Below are 13747 nucleotides of genomic sequence, written 5' to 3'. Positions count from 1 at the left end.
TTCCTGCCGCCCGAAGGACGCACCGTCCGCGTCAGCGGCCGAATATCCAGAGGCAGACCCCACCCGCGACGCCGAGCAGCAGCGCGACGAGCGAGCCGGCGAACGGCCGGGTCGCCCAGCCGCGGGTGCCGTCGACCGCGACCCGACCGGGACCGGTCAGCACGATCACTGCGGCGGCGGCCGCGAGCAGGGTCTCGTACTCCACCCCGTCCGGCGCGAAGTACTGCAGTCCCGGCTCGGCGGACTGCCGGAACAACCACGCGTTGATCATGATCGCCAGCACGGCGGCGGCGGCGAGCGGGGTGAGCAACCCGAGGATCAGCAGCGCTCCGGCCGCCACCTCCCCCACCGCACCGAGCACCGCGAGCAGGGCCGGACGCTGGTAGCCCGCGTCGGCGAGCATCGCCTCGAACCCGTCCATGCCGGGGCCGCCCCACAGCCCTGTCAGCTTCTGCACCCCGTGCACCACCATCGTGCCGCCGACGACGAGCCGCAGCACGAGCAACCCCAGGTCCAGTGTGCCGCGGCGCGCCTTCGCCGGCCCGGGCGCGGCACCGGTCTCCGCTCCGATCGGCGCCGCGACGGCGCCCGCGGGCTCGTACCGGTGCATCCGCTCGGTGGGGGCGACGTCAGAGTCCGCGTACCCGTACTGCGCCGGGCCGCGCCGCTCGAAGGCGGAGTTGTCGAGATCGAGGTCGTCATCGGACTCGAGCATCGACGAGCGGGGGCGCTGCAGCTCCAGGGTGGGATTGTCGTAGGGACTCGACACCGGCTCCGCGGCATCCTGCGGCGTCGGCTCCGGGACGTGGTCTTTCGCCTTGTCGGTCACCGAACCAGGGTAGGTCGCCCGGGTCGGCCGACCCGGGAACCGAGTCGGGGCGCGCCGCCCCGGTAACGTCATGGTCATGACGAGGCGCGCGAGAGTCGGTGGGTCGCGACGGATGCGAGCGACGGTCGCGTCGATCGTGGGTCTGCTCGCCCTCACCACGTCGTGTGCCCGTTTCGACGACGCGACCACCACCCCGTTCACGCCGGAGCCGAGCTTCGACGCGGGCGCCGAACTCGAACCGCTCGAGCCCCCGACGACGACCACGACGCCGGGCGCACCGCCGACACCGCCGGGCCCGTGTCAGGACCCCGACCCCGCGGTGGTCGCCACGTGCCTCGACACCACGGGAGGGCTGGTCACCATGCCGGACGGCGGCTCCGCTCTCGTCGCGGAGCGGCGCACGGGCCGGATCCTGCGGGTGGCACCGCGGACGGAACCGGTGGAGGTGGCCACCGTGCCGGTCGACGGTTCCGGCGACGGCGGGCTGCTCGATCTCGCGCTGTCGCCGACCTTCGACGAGGATCGGCTGCTCTACGCCTACATCACCACCCCGACCGACAACCGCGTCGTGCGGCTCGCCGCGGGCGACGTCCCGAAGCCCGTGTTCACCGGCATCCCGCGGGGGGCGAGCGGGAACGCGGGCGCGCTCGAGTTCACCTCACCCACCGACCTGGTGGTGCTCACCGGTGACGCCGGGAATCCGGCCGCGGCCGCCGATCCGGCGTCGCTCGCCGGGAAGCTGCTGCGGATGCCTCTGCCGGCGCCGGGCGCGGCCGCGGCGCCGTCGGTCGTGCTCTCGGGGATCGGAACGGCCGGCGACGTGTGCCGGGATCCCGCCGGGAACCTGTGGGTCACCGACCGCACCGCGCTCGAGGACCGGCTGCAGCGTGTCGGCGTGGACGGCGCGGTGGGCGCGTCCCCCGCCTGGACGTGGCCCGAGCGTCCGGGCGTGGCCGGATGCGCGGCCGGTGCGGACGCGGTCGCGGTGTCGCTGACGGACGGCAAGGCGGTTGCGGTGGTCGCCATCGATCCGGGAACAGGGGCGGTGACGGCGGCGCCCGTGCCGGCGGTGCAGGACCGCTACGGCCGTCTCGGCGGCGCGTCGGCGGGCGGCGACGGGCAGCTGTGGGTGTCCACCGTCAACAAGGCCGGCGGCGAACCGGGCCCGAACGACGATCGGGTCGTGCTGATCCAGTTCCCCGCCGGCGGGGGCGGCTTCGACTAGCCGGAACCGTTCGTCTCGGGGTACGTCACGACAGCGTGAAGGGCGGCTCGGCCGCGTCGGTGAACGCGCCGCTCACGTTGCCCAGCAGGCCCGGTTTCGCAAGGTCGAGCTTGCGGCAGGTCGAGAAGTCCAGGTCGGCCGACCGGGTCCACACGATGTTCGGGCTGAACGACGATTCGAACATGTACAGCCCCTCGGTCAGGTCCGTCAGCGTGCGCCAGATCGTCATCGAGATGTTCGGCCGTTGCGGATCGGGTTCGCCGAACGGTTGCGCGACATTGCGCATGACGCTGAGCAGCGCCGCATACGCACGGGCCGGGGTCTCCACGGCGGGCAGCCGGTCGAGATAGTAACTTGCCCGGACGAAGCGGTCGGACGCCTCCGTGGTGCCGGGCAGCGGCTCGGATCCCCCGAAACCGGTAAAGCTCTTCCGGAGCTCGATCTGCTCGTCGTACGGCGGTGAGTTCGTCATGACGGTGTTCGCGCGGCCGTGATGTACCCGCAGCGTTCCACCGATGTGCTCGAGGATCAGGGAGTCACCGCTCGCGTCCTCGAGGGCCAGATGCACGGTCGCGGGACGCTGGGAGCGCGGCTCGATCAACGGTCGGACCTGGAAGGGCCGCTCGGCCATCAGGGCGAGGCACTCGTCGACGGTGCCGCACAGGTCCAGGAAGATCTGCGGCCACAGGGACACCGCGAGCGCGGGCAGTTCCGGGTCCCGTTCCCCGAAGTCCGCCTCCGCGAGCCACAGCACGTGGGCGGCCAGGCCGCGCTCGTTGATCCCGTCGCTCGTGGCGTTGTCCCAGACGGCGGCCACGAGACTGCCGTACCGGGCCGTCCAGGTCACCGGGTCGGGATCGCGGTCGTGCCCGATCCTGTCGACCCCCCGCGGAAGCGACCACAGGTTCGTGTCCATCTCCTCGCGCCAGTCCATGTTCCGGCCGACGAGAACGCCGTGCCCGCTACCGGTCCACATTGCCCGAGTGCACATTGATCCTCCACGATGTCCGACGAGAAATCCGGCCGCCCGTGCGCCGTGAGCGTCGACCCGCCCCACGACGACAGTGACAATACGGACGTTTCGGTCGAATCTCAGCGTTTTCGCGGCGGATCCACCCGCACCCGCTCCCGCGACGGTTCGGATTACTCGAATTCGGCTGTGTTGCAATTGCTTCCGGCACACTTCCCCGTTCGACCCGGGACGATGCAACAATGTCGCCGATCGGTCCGAAGCAGTGGCACGCCCGAGGGAGGGGCCCGCATGACCACACGCCTGAATCCGTACATCAGCTTTCGCGACAATGCCCGACAGGCCATGGAGTTCTACCGAGCCGTGTTCGGCGGAGAATTGAATGTGAGCACGTTCGCGGAGATGCACGCGAGCGACGACCCGTCCGAGCAGGACAAGATCATGCATTCGATGCTGGCGAGCCCGAACGGTCTCGTCCTGATGGCGGCGGACACCCCCAACCAGATGAGCTACAACCCGGGGGACAACATCTCGATCTCGCTCAGCGGCGACGACGAGGCCGAGCTGCGGGGCTACTGGGACCAGCTGAGCGACGGCGGAACCATCGCCATGCCGCTCGAGCGAGCACCGTGGGGCGACCACTTCGGCATGTGCACCGACAAGTTCGGCATCCAGTGGATGGTGAACATCGCCGGCGATTCGCAGTAGACACACGGGCGGCCTGCCATCCCGGCAGGCCGCCCGCTCGCGGAAGAACCTCTCGTGGAAGAACTCAGCTGCAGGCTGCGAGCACGAGCTCCTTGACCAGGGCCGGGTCGGCCTGGCCGCGGGTGGCCTTCATCACGTCGCCGACGATCTTGCCGGCCGCCTGGACCTTGCCGCTGCGGATCTTGTCGGCGATGTCGGGGTTGGCGGCCAGCGCCTTCTCCACCTCCGACTTGATGAGCGAGTCGTCGCGCACGACCACGAGTTCGGGGTGCGCAGCGAGGATCTGCTTCGGGTCGCCCTCACCGGCGAGCACGTAGTCGACGACCTTGCGGGCGAGCTTGTTGGTGAGCGTGCCGTCGGCGACGAGGGCGATCACCTGCGCGACCTGCTCCGGGGTGATCGGCAGCTCGACGAGCTCGACGCCGCGGGTGTTGGCCTGCTGGGCCAGGTAGGCGACCCACCAGGACCGGGACTCGGAGGCGGGGGCGCCGGCCTCGGTGGTGGCGATGATCAGGTCCAGGGCGCCGGCGTTGACGAGGTCGCGCATCTCCTCGTCGGAGATGCCCCACTCGGCCTGGATCCGGGCGCGCCGCAGCCACGGCAGCTCGGGGAGGGTGGCGCGCAGGTCCTCGATCCACTCCGCGCTCGGGGCGATCGGTTCGAGGTCCGGTTCCGGGAAGTAGCGGTAGTCCTCCGCGGTCTCCTTGCGCCGGCCCGGCGAGGTGGTGCTGTCGGCCTCCTGGAAGTGCCGGGTCTCCTGGATCACCGTGCCGCCCGCGGTCAGGACCGCGGCCTGGCGGCGCATCTCGTACCGCACGGCGACCTCGACCGACTTGAGCGAGTTGACGTTCTTCGTCTCGGTGCGGGTGCCGAACTCCGCCGCTCCGATCGGGTTGAGGGAGAGGTTGGCGTCGCAGCGCATCGAGCCCTGGTCCATGCGCACGTCGGACACGTCGAGGGCCTTCAGCAGGTCCCGCAGCGCGGTGACGTAGGCGCGGGCGACCTCGGGGGCGCGCTCGCCGGCGCCGACGATGGGCTTGGTGACGATCTCGATGAGCGGCACCCCGGCGCGGTTGTAGTCGAGCAGCGAGTGGCTCGCCCCGTGGATGCGGCCCGTGGCGCCACCGACGTGCAGCGACTTGCCGGTGTCCTCCTCCATGTGCGCGCGCTCGATCTCCACGCGCCACGTGCTGCCGTCGTCGAGGACCACGTCGAGGTAGCCGTCGGTGGCGATCGGCTCGTCGTACTGCGAGATCTGGTAGTTCTTCGGCTGGTCCGGGTAGAAGTAGTTCTTCCGCGCGAACCGGCCCCACGGCGTGATCGAGCAGTTCAGCGCAAGGCCGATGCGGATCGCCGACTCCACCGCCGCCTGGTTGACGACGGGCAGCGAGCCGGGCAGGCCGAGGCACACCGGGCACACCTGCGTGTTGGGTTCGGCGCCGAACGTGGTCGGGCACGGGCAGAACATCTTGGTCGCGGTGTGCAGCTCGACGTGCACCTCCATGCCCATCACGGGCTCGAACTTCGCGAGCACCTCGTCGTAGGCGAGCAGATCATCGGACATGGCGGCAGTCATGCGCTCGATTTTAGACGGTGCCGCCATGCGGCGAACCGGCCCTCACGCGCGGCGCGACCTCACCCGAAGATGATCCGCATCTCCTCGTAGCGGTCCTTCGGCACCCGCTTGTGGTTGGCGAGCGCCTCGTCGAAACCGACCCGGGCGATGTCGGTTCCGTGCAGCGCCACCATGTGCCCCCACTCCTCGTCGGCGACGAGATCGGTGACCGCCATGCCCAGGCGGGTGGCGAGCACCCGGTCGAAGGCCGTGGGCACGCCGCCGCGCTGGATGTAGCCCAGGATCGTGGCGCGGGTCTGGATGCCGGTGCGCTCCTCGATCATCGGGGCGAGGACGTCGGCGATGCCGCCGAGCCGCGGCCGGTCGAACTCGTCGCGCCCCTTGTCGGAGTACGCCTCGGTCATCTCCGGCAGGGTGAATCCCTCCGCGACCACCACCATGGGGGCCCGGCCACGGTCGCGGACGCTGGTGACCCATTCGCAGATCTGCTCGATGCTCTCGGGCTGTTCGGGGATGAGGATGGCGTGGGCACCCCCGGCGGTGCCGGAGTGCAGCGCGATCCACCCCGCCTCCCGGCCCATCACCTCGAGGACCATGCAGCGCTTGTGCGAGTTGCCGGTGGTGCGCAGCCGGTCGATCGCCTCGGTCGCGATCTCGACGGCGGTGTCGAAGCCGAAGGTGTAGTCCGTCTGGCCGAGGTCGTTGTCGATGGTCTTCGGCACTCCGACGATCCGGATGCCCTCCTCGAACAGCCGCTTGGACGCGGCGGCCGTGCCCTCGCCGCCGATGGCGATCACGGCGTCGACACCCATGCGCTCGAGCGTGCGGGCGATGTTCTCCGCGCCGCCGTTCGGTCCTTGATAGGGGCCGAACCGGCTGGTGCCGAGAATGGTGCCGCCCTGATGCGACAATCCCCGAACCTTGCTGCGATCCAAGGGGATTGCGTCGCCTTCCACCAAACCACGCCAGCCGTCGAGGAATCCGACGAACTCCTGACCGTAGACGGTCCTGCCCTTGAGGACCGCTCCGCGGATCACCGCGTTCAGGCCGGGGCAGTCCCCGCCGCTGGTGAGAATGCCGATGCGCGTCATCCGTACCTCCGTGCCGGTCGTGCAGGTTGTCGGTGGTCCTCCCGGCAATACTGCCCCGGCGCGGCGCCCGCGGCATCCCGATCGCGGGTGCAGCTCACCCCGGCACGACCAGTCCGGACTCGTACGCCAGTACCACCGCCTGCGCCCGGTCCCGCAGGTTCAGCTTCCCGAGCACCTTCCCCACGTGCGTCTTGACCGTCTGCTCCGCGACGAACAGGTGAGCGGCGATCTCCTGGTTCGACAGCCCGCGGGCGATCAGCTCGAGCACCTCGCGTTCGCGCGGGGTGAGGACGTCGAGCGCCCGATCGCGGCCGCGGCGCGGCGACCGCCGGCGGGTGACGTCCGCGATGAGGCGGCGCGTGACGGTCGGCGCGAGCAGCGCCTGGCCGTCGGCGACGACGCGGACCGCCCGGATCAGTTCGTCGGCGGGCGCGTCCTTGAGCAGGAATCCGCTGGCGCCCAGGCCCAGTGCCTCGTAGACGTAGTCGTCGATGTCGAAGGTGGTGAGCATCAGCACACGTGTCGGCGGATCGGTGCGCCCGGCGAGGATGTGCCGGGCAGCGTCGAGTCCGTTCATCTCGGGCATCCGCACGTCCATCAGGACCACGTCGGGTCGCAGGCGGGCCGCCTCCGCGACGGCCCGCCGACCGTCCGGGGCGTCGCCGACCACGCTGATGTCGGGTTGGGCGGCGAGCAGGGCGCCGAAGCCCTGCCGCACCATGGCCTGGTCGTCGGCGATCAACACGGTGATGGGGGTCGCGGCTGCGCTCGGGTCCGTCACGGCCTCAGCCTAGGCCGCCGGGACGCGCGGCAGCTGCGCTCGCACCTCGAATCCACCGCCCGGGACGGGATGGGCCACGAGCCGCCCTCCGACCGCCAGCGCCCGGTCGACCATGCCGCGGATGCCGTTCCCGCCGCCGCGGTCCCCGGGTCCGGGCTCCGCGCGCCCGGGGCCGTTGCGCACGGTCACGCTCACCTCGTCCGGTCCGTACGCCACGCCGACCTGGACCGGTGCCCCGGAGGCGTGCCGGGCGGCGTTGGCGAGCGACTCCTGCAGGATGCGGTACACCGTGAGCGCGGTGGCATCGGAGACACCCGCCGGGTCACCGTCCGTCGCGGTGGACAGGACCATCCCGGCGCGCCGCGCGCCCTCGAACAGGTCGCCGAGCCGGTCGAGGCCGGGCTGGGGAGCCTGCGCCCGTTCGCCGTCGCCGTCGCTGACGTCGGCGAGGTTGTCGCTCCGGAGCACGCCGAGCATGCCGCGCACCTCGTTGAGCGCCTCGCGCGCGGTCGCCCCGATGGATTCGAACTCCGCGCGCACCGGTTCGGGGACCTCGGGCAGGCGGTACGGGGCGCTCTGCGCCTGCACCACGACGAGGGACATGTGGTGCGCGACGATGTCGTGCAGGTCGCGGGCGATGCGGGCCTTCTCCTCGAGGATCGCGCGGCGGGCCCGCTCGAGTTCGCTGACCTCCTCCTGCCGGGCCAGCTGCCGCCGGGAGAGCACGAGCCACCGCACGAGCAGGCCGAACACCGCCATCGCGGTCAGGCCGAGCGCCCAGCCCCAGCCGTTCTGCCCCGGCACGTGGGTGAAGAACAGCACCACGGTGGCCGCCCACACGAGCCCGGCGATCTGCAGGGACGCGCGCATGCTCACCGCGACGAGCAGCGCGCACAGCACGAGGATGTGCACCACCTGCCAGGGGTAGTCGTAGCCGGGGACGAGGTCGAAGGCGCGCGGGATCGCCAGCGCGGCCCCGGCCGAGACCGCCCACCCGAGGGCGGGATCGGTCCGGATCGCCACGAACGGCCCGGCCGCGAGCGCCGCGACGACGGGCATCAGCGGTGCGGGCACCTCGTGGGTGAGGTGCAACGTGGGCCACGCGACCGCGTACAGGATCAGCGTCGCCGCCACGATCGCGATCGTCCACCAGCGGCCTCGGCCGCGTTCTCTCGTCCAGCGCACGGCACCACGGTAGGCACGGGACGCCCGCACTGTCGTCATACCAGGGGGTGAGATGCGCCTGGCTCCGTGGGGGCAGACGGCCGCGGCCGGACCGCTCCGGTGTGGGATCCGCGCCGGTCCCCGTCGTTCCTAACGTCCGTGCCATGCGCAGACGAGCGACGACAGTGATGGTGGGTACGGCCGCGGCGCTGTTCCTGGGAACCGTTGGGGCGCAGGCTGGTCCGGAGGGGCAGCCGAGGCCGCACGGGGGCGCCACGGCGGCGGCGGTGGCGGCGCTGTCCGACGGCGACACCGCGGCGGCGCTCGAGGTCTTCCCGGCCGGCTTCGAGCCGGCGATGCACTACCGCCCGGTCACCGAGGACGGGATCCTGGTGGATCCCCTCGGGGGCTGCTCCTCCCCCGTTCCCCTGCCGAAGTTCTTCGAAACACCCTGCCGTGAACACGATCTCGGCTACGACCTGCTGCGATACGCCCGGTCGGTGGGACACGAACCGGGTCCGCAGGCGCGGCGCGGCCTGGACGCCCGGCTGAGCCGGCACCTGCACGAGGCGTGCCGCACGGCGGCTCCCGGCGACGGCTGGTGCGTCCTCACCGCGGATGTGGCGTCGATTGCCGTGCGGTTCAATTCGTGGCGGCAACGCGACGCGGCACCGGTTCCCGAGTCACCGCTGCCGTACGCGGCCGTGGTGTGGACGTTGGCCGCGGCGGCGCGGTGGGCGGTGCGATGAGGGCGCTCGCGGCGTCCGCGGCCGCGGACGCGGGGGTCGATTCGCTCGCGCGGCGCTGCCCGCGGGTGGCGACGACCGTGGCGGTGACGATCGCGGTGTGGGTCTCGCTCGCGCCGTCGCTGCTGCCCCGTGCGGCCCTGGCACAGGCCGCTGCCTCCGGATGCGCCGCCGCAGCCGCGGCCGTGGCCGCCGGGGTGCGCCGCCGGCGGCACGGGGGATCCGCGCGGCCCGGGGCCGCGCGGCCGGCGGCGCTGGTCGTCGCGGCCGGCGCGCTCGGGTGGGCGGTGCTCGCCGCGGCGCAGTGGCAGGACGCGTTGCGGGCGTCGATGGGGCGACCACCCGCCGGTCCGGCGCACTGGATCGTTGTATGTAGTTGTGCCCCCTTGATATTCGCGGCAGTACGGGCGATCGGCCGGGTTCCGGGGGCGTGGCGCCGGCGGGCCGGCACCCGCGCGGTCGCGGCCACGGCTGTCACGGTGGCCATGGGCGTCGGCGTCGCGATTGTGCCCGTGGGGCTCGGGCAGGCAGACCCGGTCGCGAGGCCCGTCGCCGCCGCGGTGGCCGGCAGTCCGTCGTCCCTGGTGTCCTGGGAGTCCCTGGGCGACGAGGGCCGCCGTTTCGTGACCCTCGACGCGCATCCCGGCGCGATCCGCACGTACGTGGGGCTCGGATCCGCTGCGGACGCCCGCTCGCGCGCCGCGCTGGCCGTGCGCGAACTCGACCGCGCCGGTGGGTTCGCCCGCGCCCACGTCGTGGTGGCGGTGCCCACCGGCTCGGGCTGGATCGACCCCGGCGCGGTGCGGGGGTTCGACACGGTGTTCGGCGGCGACGTCGCGCTCGTGGCGCAGCAGTACTCGGCCGCGCCGAGCTGGGTGACGTTCCTGTTCGACCGGAACGCGGCCGCGGCGTCGGCCCGCGCCCTCCTGACGGCCGTGCGCGCCCACCTCGACACCCTGGACCCGGTCCGGCGCCCGCAGCTGCACGTGTACGGGCAGAGCCTCGGGTCGATCGGGGGCAGCGCCGCGCTCGCCGACCACGCATCGGCCGCGGCGGGTCCCTGCGCGGCGATCTGGGCGGGTCCGCCGGCCGGCGCGGTGCGCACGGCCGGAGCGATCGTCACCGCGAACACGTCGGATCCGGTGGTGTGGTGGCAGCCGTCGCTGCTGTGGTCCCCGCCCGACCTGTCCCGAGCGCGACGCGACGCGCCCGTGCCGCGGTGGCTGCCGGTGGTCAGTTTCGTGCAGGCGACGCTGGACCTGCCGGTGGCGCTCGACGCGGCCCCCGGTCACGGGCACCGCTACGGCCCGGACCAGGCCCGGTGCGACCACCCCTGACCGGGACGGAGCACCGGGCCTCGGCCGGACTCAGGCGACGATCGGGCCGCGTGCGGCCTCGAACGCGGCGCCGACGCGGTAGAGGCGCTCGTCGGCGAGCGCCGGGGCCATGATCTGCAGGCCGACAGGCAGCCCGTCGTCGGCGGACAGCCCGGACGGCACGGACATCGCGCAGTGCCCGGCGAGGTTGGTCGGCAGCGTGCACAGGTCCGACAGGTACATCGCCAGCGGATCGTCGACCTTCTCGCCGATCTTCCACGGGGTGAACGGGCTGGTCGGCGAGACGAGGACGTCGACCTGCTCGTACGCCTTCTCGAAGTCCCGCGCGATGAGGGTGCGGACCTTGAGCGCCTGCCCGTAGTAGGCCTCGTAGTAGCCGGAGGACAGCGCGTAGGTGCCGATCATGATGCGGCGCTTGACCTCCTTACCGAACCCGGCGGCCCGGGTGGCGGCCATGACCTGCTCGGCGCTCATCGTGCCGTCGTCGACGCGCAGGCCGTAGCGCATGGCGTCGAAGCGGGCGAGGTTGGAGGAGACCTCGGACGGCAGGATCAGGTAGTACGAGGCGAGCGCGTACTCGAAGTGCGGGCAGGAGACCTCGACGACCTCGGCGCCGAGTTCGGTGAGCGTGGCCACGGCCGCGTCGAAGGACGCCAGCACGCCCGGCTGGTAGCTGTCCGAGTGCAACTCCTTGACGACGCCGACGCGCAGGCCCTTCAGGTCGCCCTGCGCGCCCTCCCGGGCCGCCCGGACGACCGGCCGGACGGGCGCGTCCACCGACGTGGAGTCGCGCGGGTCGTGGCCGGCGATCACCTCGTGCAGCAGCGCCGTGTCGAGCACGGTGCGGCCGCACGGGCCGCCCTGGTCGAGCGACGACGCGCACGCGACGAGGCCGAACCGGGAGACCGTGCCGTAGGTGGGCTTGGTGCCGACCGTGGCGGTGACGGCGGCGGGCTGGCGGATCGAGCCGCCGGTATCGGTGCCGATGGCCAGGGGCGCCTGGTAGGACGCCAGCGCGGCCGCGGAGCCGCCGCCGGAACCACCGGGGATCCGGGTGGTGTCCCACGGGTTGCGGGTGGGACCGAAGGCGGAGTTCTCGGTGGACGATCCCATCGCGAACTCGTCCATGTTGGTCTTGCCCAGGATGGGGATGCCGGCCCGCCGCAGCTTCGACGTCAGGGTCGCGTCGTACGGCGACATCCAGCCCTCGAGGATCTTCGAGGCGCACGTGGTGGGCATGTCGGTCGTGGTGAACACGTCCTTGAGGGCGATCGGCACGCCGGCCAGCGGCGACGCCGGGCTCTCGCCCGCGGCGACCGCGCGGTCGACCTCCGCGGCGGCGGCCAGCGCCTGCTCCCCCGCGACGTGCAGGAAGGCGTGGTAGTCGCCGTCGACCTCGGCGATGCGGTCGAGGTGAGCCTGGGTGACCTCGACCGACGAGACGTCGCCGGAGTGGATGCGGTCGGCGAGGTCGGCCGCGCCCAGCCGGGTCAGGTCGGCGCTCATTCGCCCTCCCCCAGGATCTGCGGGACGGAGAAGCGGCCGTCCTCGACGAGCGGCGCGGCGGCGAGCGCCTGCTCCGGCGTCAGGCCCGGGCGCACCTCGTCGGGGCGGGTCACGTTGGTCACCGCGTTCGGGTTGGCCATCGGCGCCACATCGTCCGCAGCCACCTCCGACACGGCCTTGACGTGGCTGAGGATCGTATCCAGCTGGCCGGCGAACTCGTCGAGTTCGGCGTCGGTCAGCGCGAGCCGGGACAACCGGGCGAGGTGCGCGACCTCGTCACGGGAGATGGCAGGCACCTTCGGTGACCCCTTTCCGATGAAGAAACGAACGTCTCGTCCAGGGTAGTGCGTGCCGACCGGGACGGTTTCGCCGGTTCCCCGGACCCGCGCCGACCGCCCGCCGTGTTGCAGTTCGGAGAAACACCTGTGTCGTTCGTGTGACAACGACCGCGTGACCGGCGGTTTCCTGTCCCGTCTCGGCGCAGCACCGCCGGACCGGCATCCGGCGGTGCTGCGGGGGTGAAAAGATGGTGTCCGTCGCCGGCCGAGCGCCTCGGCCGCGACTTCGGAATCGGGGAAAGGACGCACGTGTCGTACCTGTTACGCGTCCAGCTTCCCGACCGGCCGGGCAGCCTCGGTTCACTCGCCGTCGCGCTCGGTTCGGTCGGTGCGGACATCCTCTCGCTGGACGTCGTCGAACGCGGCGCCGGCTTCGCGATCGACGATCTCGTCGTCGACGTCGACGCCGGGTCGCTGCCGGACACGCTCATCACGGCCGCCGAACGCCTCGAGGGCGTGACGGTGGACTCGATCCGTCCCTATGCGGGAATCCTCGACACCCACCGCGAACTCGAGCTGATCGATCAGGTCGCCACCGCGCGCCACGATCGGCTGCAGGTGCTCGTCGACGGGGCGCCCCGGGTGCTGCGCGTCGGCTGGGCGACCGTCGTCGACACCGGCCCGTACGGGGTGTACCGGGTGGTCGGCAGTTCCGGCGCCCCCGAGACCCGGCCGGCGGAGGTGCCGTGGATGCCGCTCGAGAAGCCGATGCTGCTCGACCACGAGGGCGAGTGGGTGCCCGACCTGTGGCGAGCGATGAACACGACCCTGGCGGCGGCGCCCCTGGGGACCCAGGGCCGGGTGCTGATGCTCGGCCGGCCCGGCGGCCCCGAGTTCCGCCCGTCCGAGGTGGCCCGGCTCGGCTACCTGGCCGGCATCATCGGAACCGTCCTCGGCTGAGCGGAACGGCTCAGACCAGCTCCCGGACCAGGGTGCTCAGCTCGACGCCGGGCACCGGCGCCCAGTCCCGCTCGGGGACGGGGACGAATCCGTTGCGGTCGTAGATGCGGCGCGCGTCGACCATGTCCGGCTGCGTGGAGAGCACCACGGCGCGATCGCCGCGGTCGTAGGCGGTGTCGAGGACGTGCCGCACCAGCGCCGACCCGACACCCCGGCCCCGCGCCGACGGCGCGACGGCCAGCATCCGGAACTCGAGCTCGCCCTTCTCGGCGATGTGGGCGAAGCGCGACGCCGGCTCCGCCAGCGTCACGGACCCGACGATCTCGCCGTCGGCGAGCGCGACCACCACCTCGGCGTGCTTGTCGCGGGCGGCGGTGTCGCGCAGACGCTCGGCGTACGGGTCGTCGGGCTCGACGAATCCGCCGCCGACGTACACGTCGACGGTGAGGGCGCCGACGGCGTCGTACTCGTCCGGGCTCACGCGTCTGATCTCGATCACTGGAGGACTATCCCAGTGACCGCCCCTTCCGCCCAAACGGTTTCCGGGCGATCTCCGTCACACCGGCTCCGGCCGCC

General features: G+C 72.3%; 14 protein-coding genes. 5 read left to right on the top strand and 9 right to left on the bottom strand.

Features of this window, described 5'->3' with window-relative positions; translation table 11 throughout:
- Positions 1–31 precede the first annotated feature (31 nt).
- Positions 32–829, bottom strand: a complete 798-nt coding sequence (locus A4U64_RS08345; RefSeq protein WP_006947421.1) for a DoxX family protein — start codon at positions 827–829, stop codon at positions 32–34.
- A gap of 112 nt (positions 830–941) precedes the next feature.
- On the opposite strand from A4U64_RS08345, the gene A4U64_RS08340 reads away from it, so the two are divergent.
- Positions 942–2054 (top strand): PQQ-dependent sugar dehydrogenase, encoded by a 1113-nt coding sequence (locus A4U64_RS08340; RefSeq protein WP_006947419.1) that lies wholly within the window; start codon positions 942–944, stop codon positions 2052–2054.
- A 25-nt stretch (positions 2055–2079) separates the two neighbouring features.
- On the opposite strand, the gene A4U64_RS08335 is transcribed toward A4U64_RS08340, so the two are convergent.
- Positions 2080–3030, bottom strand: a complete 951-nt coding sequence (locus A4U64_RS08335; RefSeq protein ID WP_065922440.1) for a linear amide C-N hydrolase — start codon at positions 3028–3030, stop codon at positions 2080–2082.
- 285 nt (positions 3031–3315) lie between these two features.
- Between A4U64_RS08335 and A4U64_RS08330 the strand changes: the two genes are divergently transcribed.
- On the top strand, positions 3316–3732 hold the full coding sequence (locus A4U64_RS08330) for a VOC family protein (protein ID WP_065922439.1): 417 nt from the start codon (positions 3316–3318) through the stop codon (positions 3730–3732).
- A 64-nt stretch (positions 3733–3796) separates the two neighbouring features.
- Here A4U64_RS08330 and gatB read toward each other — a convergent pair whose 3' ends face one another.
- The 4 genes from gatB to A4U64_RS08310 all read right to left on the bottom strand — a co-directional run bounded on the left by gatB (position 3797) and on the right by A4U64_RS08310 (position 8404).
- Positions 3797–5308, bottom strand: a complete 1512-nt coding sequence (gene gatB / locus A4U64_RS08325; protein ID WP_065922438.1) for an Asp-tRNA(Asn)/Glu-tRNA(Gln) amidotransferase subunit GatB — start codon at positions 5306–5308, stop codon at positions 3797–3799.
- Between the two features lie 59 nt (positions 5309–5367).
- A complete protein-coding gene (locus A4U64_RS08320) occupies positions 5368–6399 on the bottom strand; it encodes a 6-phosphofructokinase (protein WP_006942344.1) in 1032 nt (343 codons plus the stop codon).
- A gap of 94 nt (positions 6400–6493) precedes the next feature.
- A complete protein-coding gene (locus A4U64_RS08315) occupies positions 6494–7120 on the bottom strand; it encodes a LuxR C-terminal-related transcriptional regulator (protein WP_230304569.1) in 627 nt (208 codons plus the stop codon).
- Between the two features lie 69 nt (positions 7121–7189).
- A complete protein-coding gene (locus A4U64_RS08310) occupies positions 7190–8404 on the bottom strand; it encodes a sensor histidine kinase (protein ID WP_202917350.1) in 1215 nt (404 codons plus the stop codon).
- 104 nt (positions 8405–8508) lie between these two features.
- Here A4U64_RS08310 and A4U64_RS08305 point away from each other — a divergent pair, with 104 nt between their 5' ends.
- Positions 8509–9093, top strand: coding sequence for a hypothetical protein (locus A4U64_RS08305; RefSeq protein WP_231385913.1), 585 nt, complete (start codon positions 8509–8511; stop codon positions 9091–9093).
- Positions 9090–10427 (top strand): alpha/beta-hydrolase family protein, encoded by a 1338-nt coding sequence (locus A4U64_RS08300; protein WP_065923439.1) that lies wholly within the window; start codon positions 9090–9092, stop codon positions 10425–10427. The genes A4U64_RS08305 and A4U64_RS08300 overlap by 4 nt, the downstream gene beginning before the upstream one ends.
- 30 nt (positions 10428–10457) lie before the next feature.
- Here A4U64_RS08300 and gatA read toward each other — a convergent pair whose 3' ends face one another.
- Entirely contained in the window at positions 10458–11933 is a 1476-nt protein-coding gene (gatA, locus tag A4U64_RS08295; RefSeq protein ID WP_006942339.1) for an Asp-tRNA(Asn)/Glu-tRNA(Gln) amidotransferase subunit GatA, read from the bottom strand.
- Positions 11930–12229, bottom strand: coding sequence for an Asp-tRNA(Asn)/Glu-tRNA(Gln) amidotransferase subunit GatC (gene gatC / locus A4U64_RS08290; RefSeq protein ID WP_029544440.1), 300 nt, complete (start codon positions 12227–12229; stop codon positions 11930–11932). The genes gatA and gatC overlap by 4 nt, the downstream gene beginning before the upstream one ends.
- Positions 12230–12520: 291 nt before the next feature.
- On the opposite strand from gatC, the gene A4U64_RS08285 reads away from it, so the two are divergent.
- Complete coding sequence (locus A4U64_RS08285) at positions 12521–13171, top strand: hypothetical protein (protein ID WP_006942337.1); 651 nt, start codon at positions 12521–12523, stop codon at positions 13169–13171.
- A 10-nt stretch (positions 13172–13181) separates the two neighbouring features.
- Here the strand turns inward: A4U64_RS08285 and A4U64_RS08280 are convergent, their stop codons facing one another.
- Entirely contained in the window at positions 13182–13670 is a 489-nt protein-coding gene (locus tag A4U64_RS08280; RefSeq protein WP_029544443.1) for a GNAT family N-acetyltransferase, read from the bottom strand.
- Between the last annotated feature and the right edge of the window lie 77 nt (positions 13671–13747).

This window comes from Rhodococcus sp. WB1 (assembly GCF_001700945.1).
Lineage (GTDB): Bacteria > Actinomycetota > Actinomycetes > Mycobacteriales > Mycobacteriaceae > Rhodococcus > Rhodococcus aetherivorans.
The sequence above is the reverse complement of the archived record's forward strand: the minus strand, read 5'-3'. Positions and strand labels throughout refer to the sequence as shown.

Bases quoted from the DNA above. Each gene is read 5' to 3' on its own strand.
- A4U64_RS08320 (WP_006942344.1), bottom strand. From the start codon at position 6,399: ATGACGCGCATCGGCATTCTCACCAGCGGCGGGGACTGCCCCGGCCTG.
- A4U64_RS08335 (WP_065922440.1), bottom strand. From the start codon at position 3,030: ATGTGGACCGGTAGCGGGCACGGCGTTCTCGTCGGCCGGAACATGGAC.
- gatB (WP_065922438.1), bottom strand. From the start codon at position 5,308: ATGACTGCCGCCATGTCCGATGATCTGCTCGCCTACGACGAGGTGCTC.
- A4U64_RS08310 (WP_202917350.1), bottom strand. From the start codon at position 8,404: ATGACGACAGTGCGGGCGTCCCGTGCCTACCGTGGTGCCGTGCGCTGG.
- A4U64_RS08330 (WP_065922439.1), top strand. From the start codon at position 3,316: ATGACCACACGCCTGAATCCGTACATCAGCTTTCGCGACAATGCCCGA.
- gatA (WP_006942339.1), bottom strand. From the start codon at position 11,933: ATGAGCGCCGACCTGACCCGGCTGGGCGCGGCCGACCTCGCCGACCGC.
- A4U64_RS08340 (WP_006947419.1), top strand. From the start codon at position 942: ATGCGAGCGACGGTCGCGTCGATCGTGGGTCTGCTCGCCCTCACCACG.
- A4U64_RS08300 (WP_065923439.1), top strand. From the start codon at position 9,090: ATGAGGGCGCTCGCGGCGTCCGCGGCCGCGGACGCGGGGGTCGATTCG.
- A4U64_RS08315 (WP_230304569.1), bottom strand. From the start codon at position 7,120: ATGGTGCGGCAGGGCTTCGGCGCCCTGCTCGCCGCCCAACCCGACATC.
- A4U64_RS08305 (WP_231385913.1), top strand. From the start codon at position 8,509: ATGCGCAGACGAGCGACGACAGTGATGGTGGGTACGGCCGCGGCGCTG.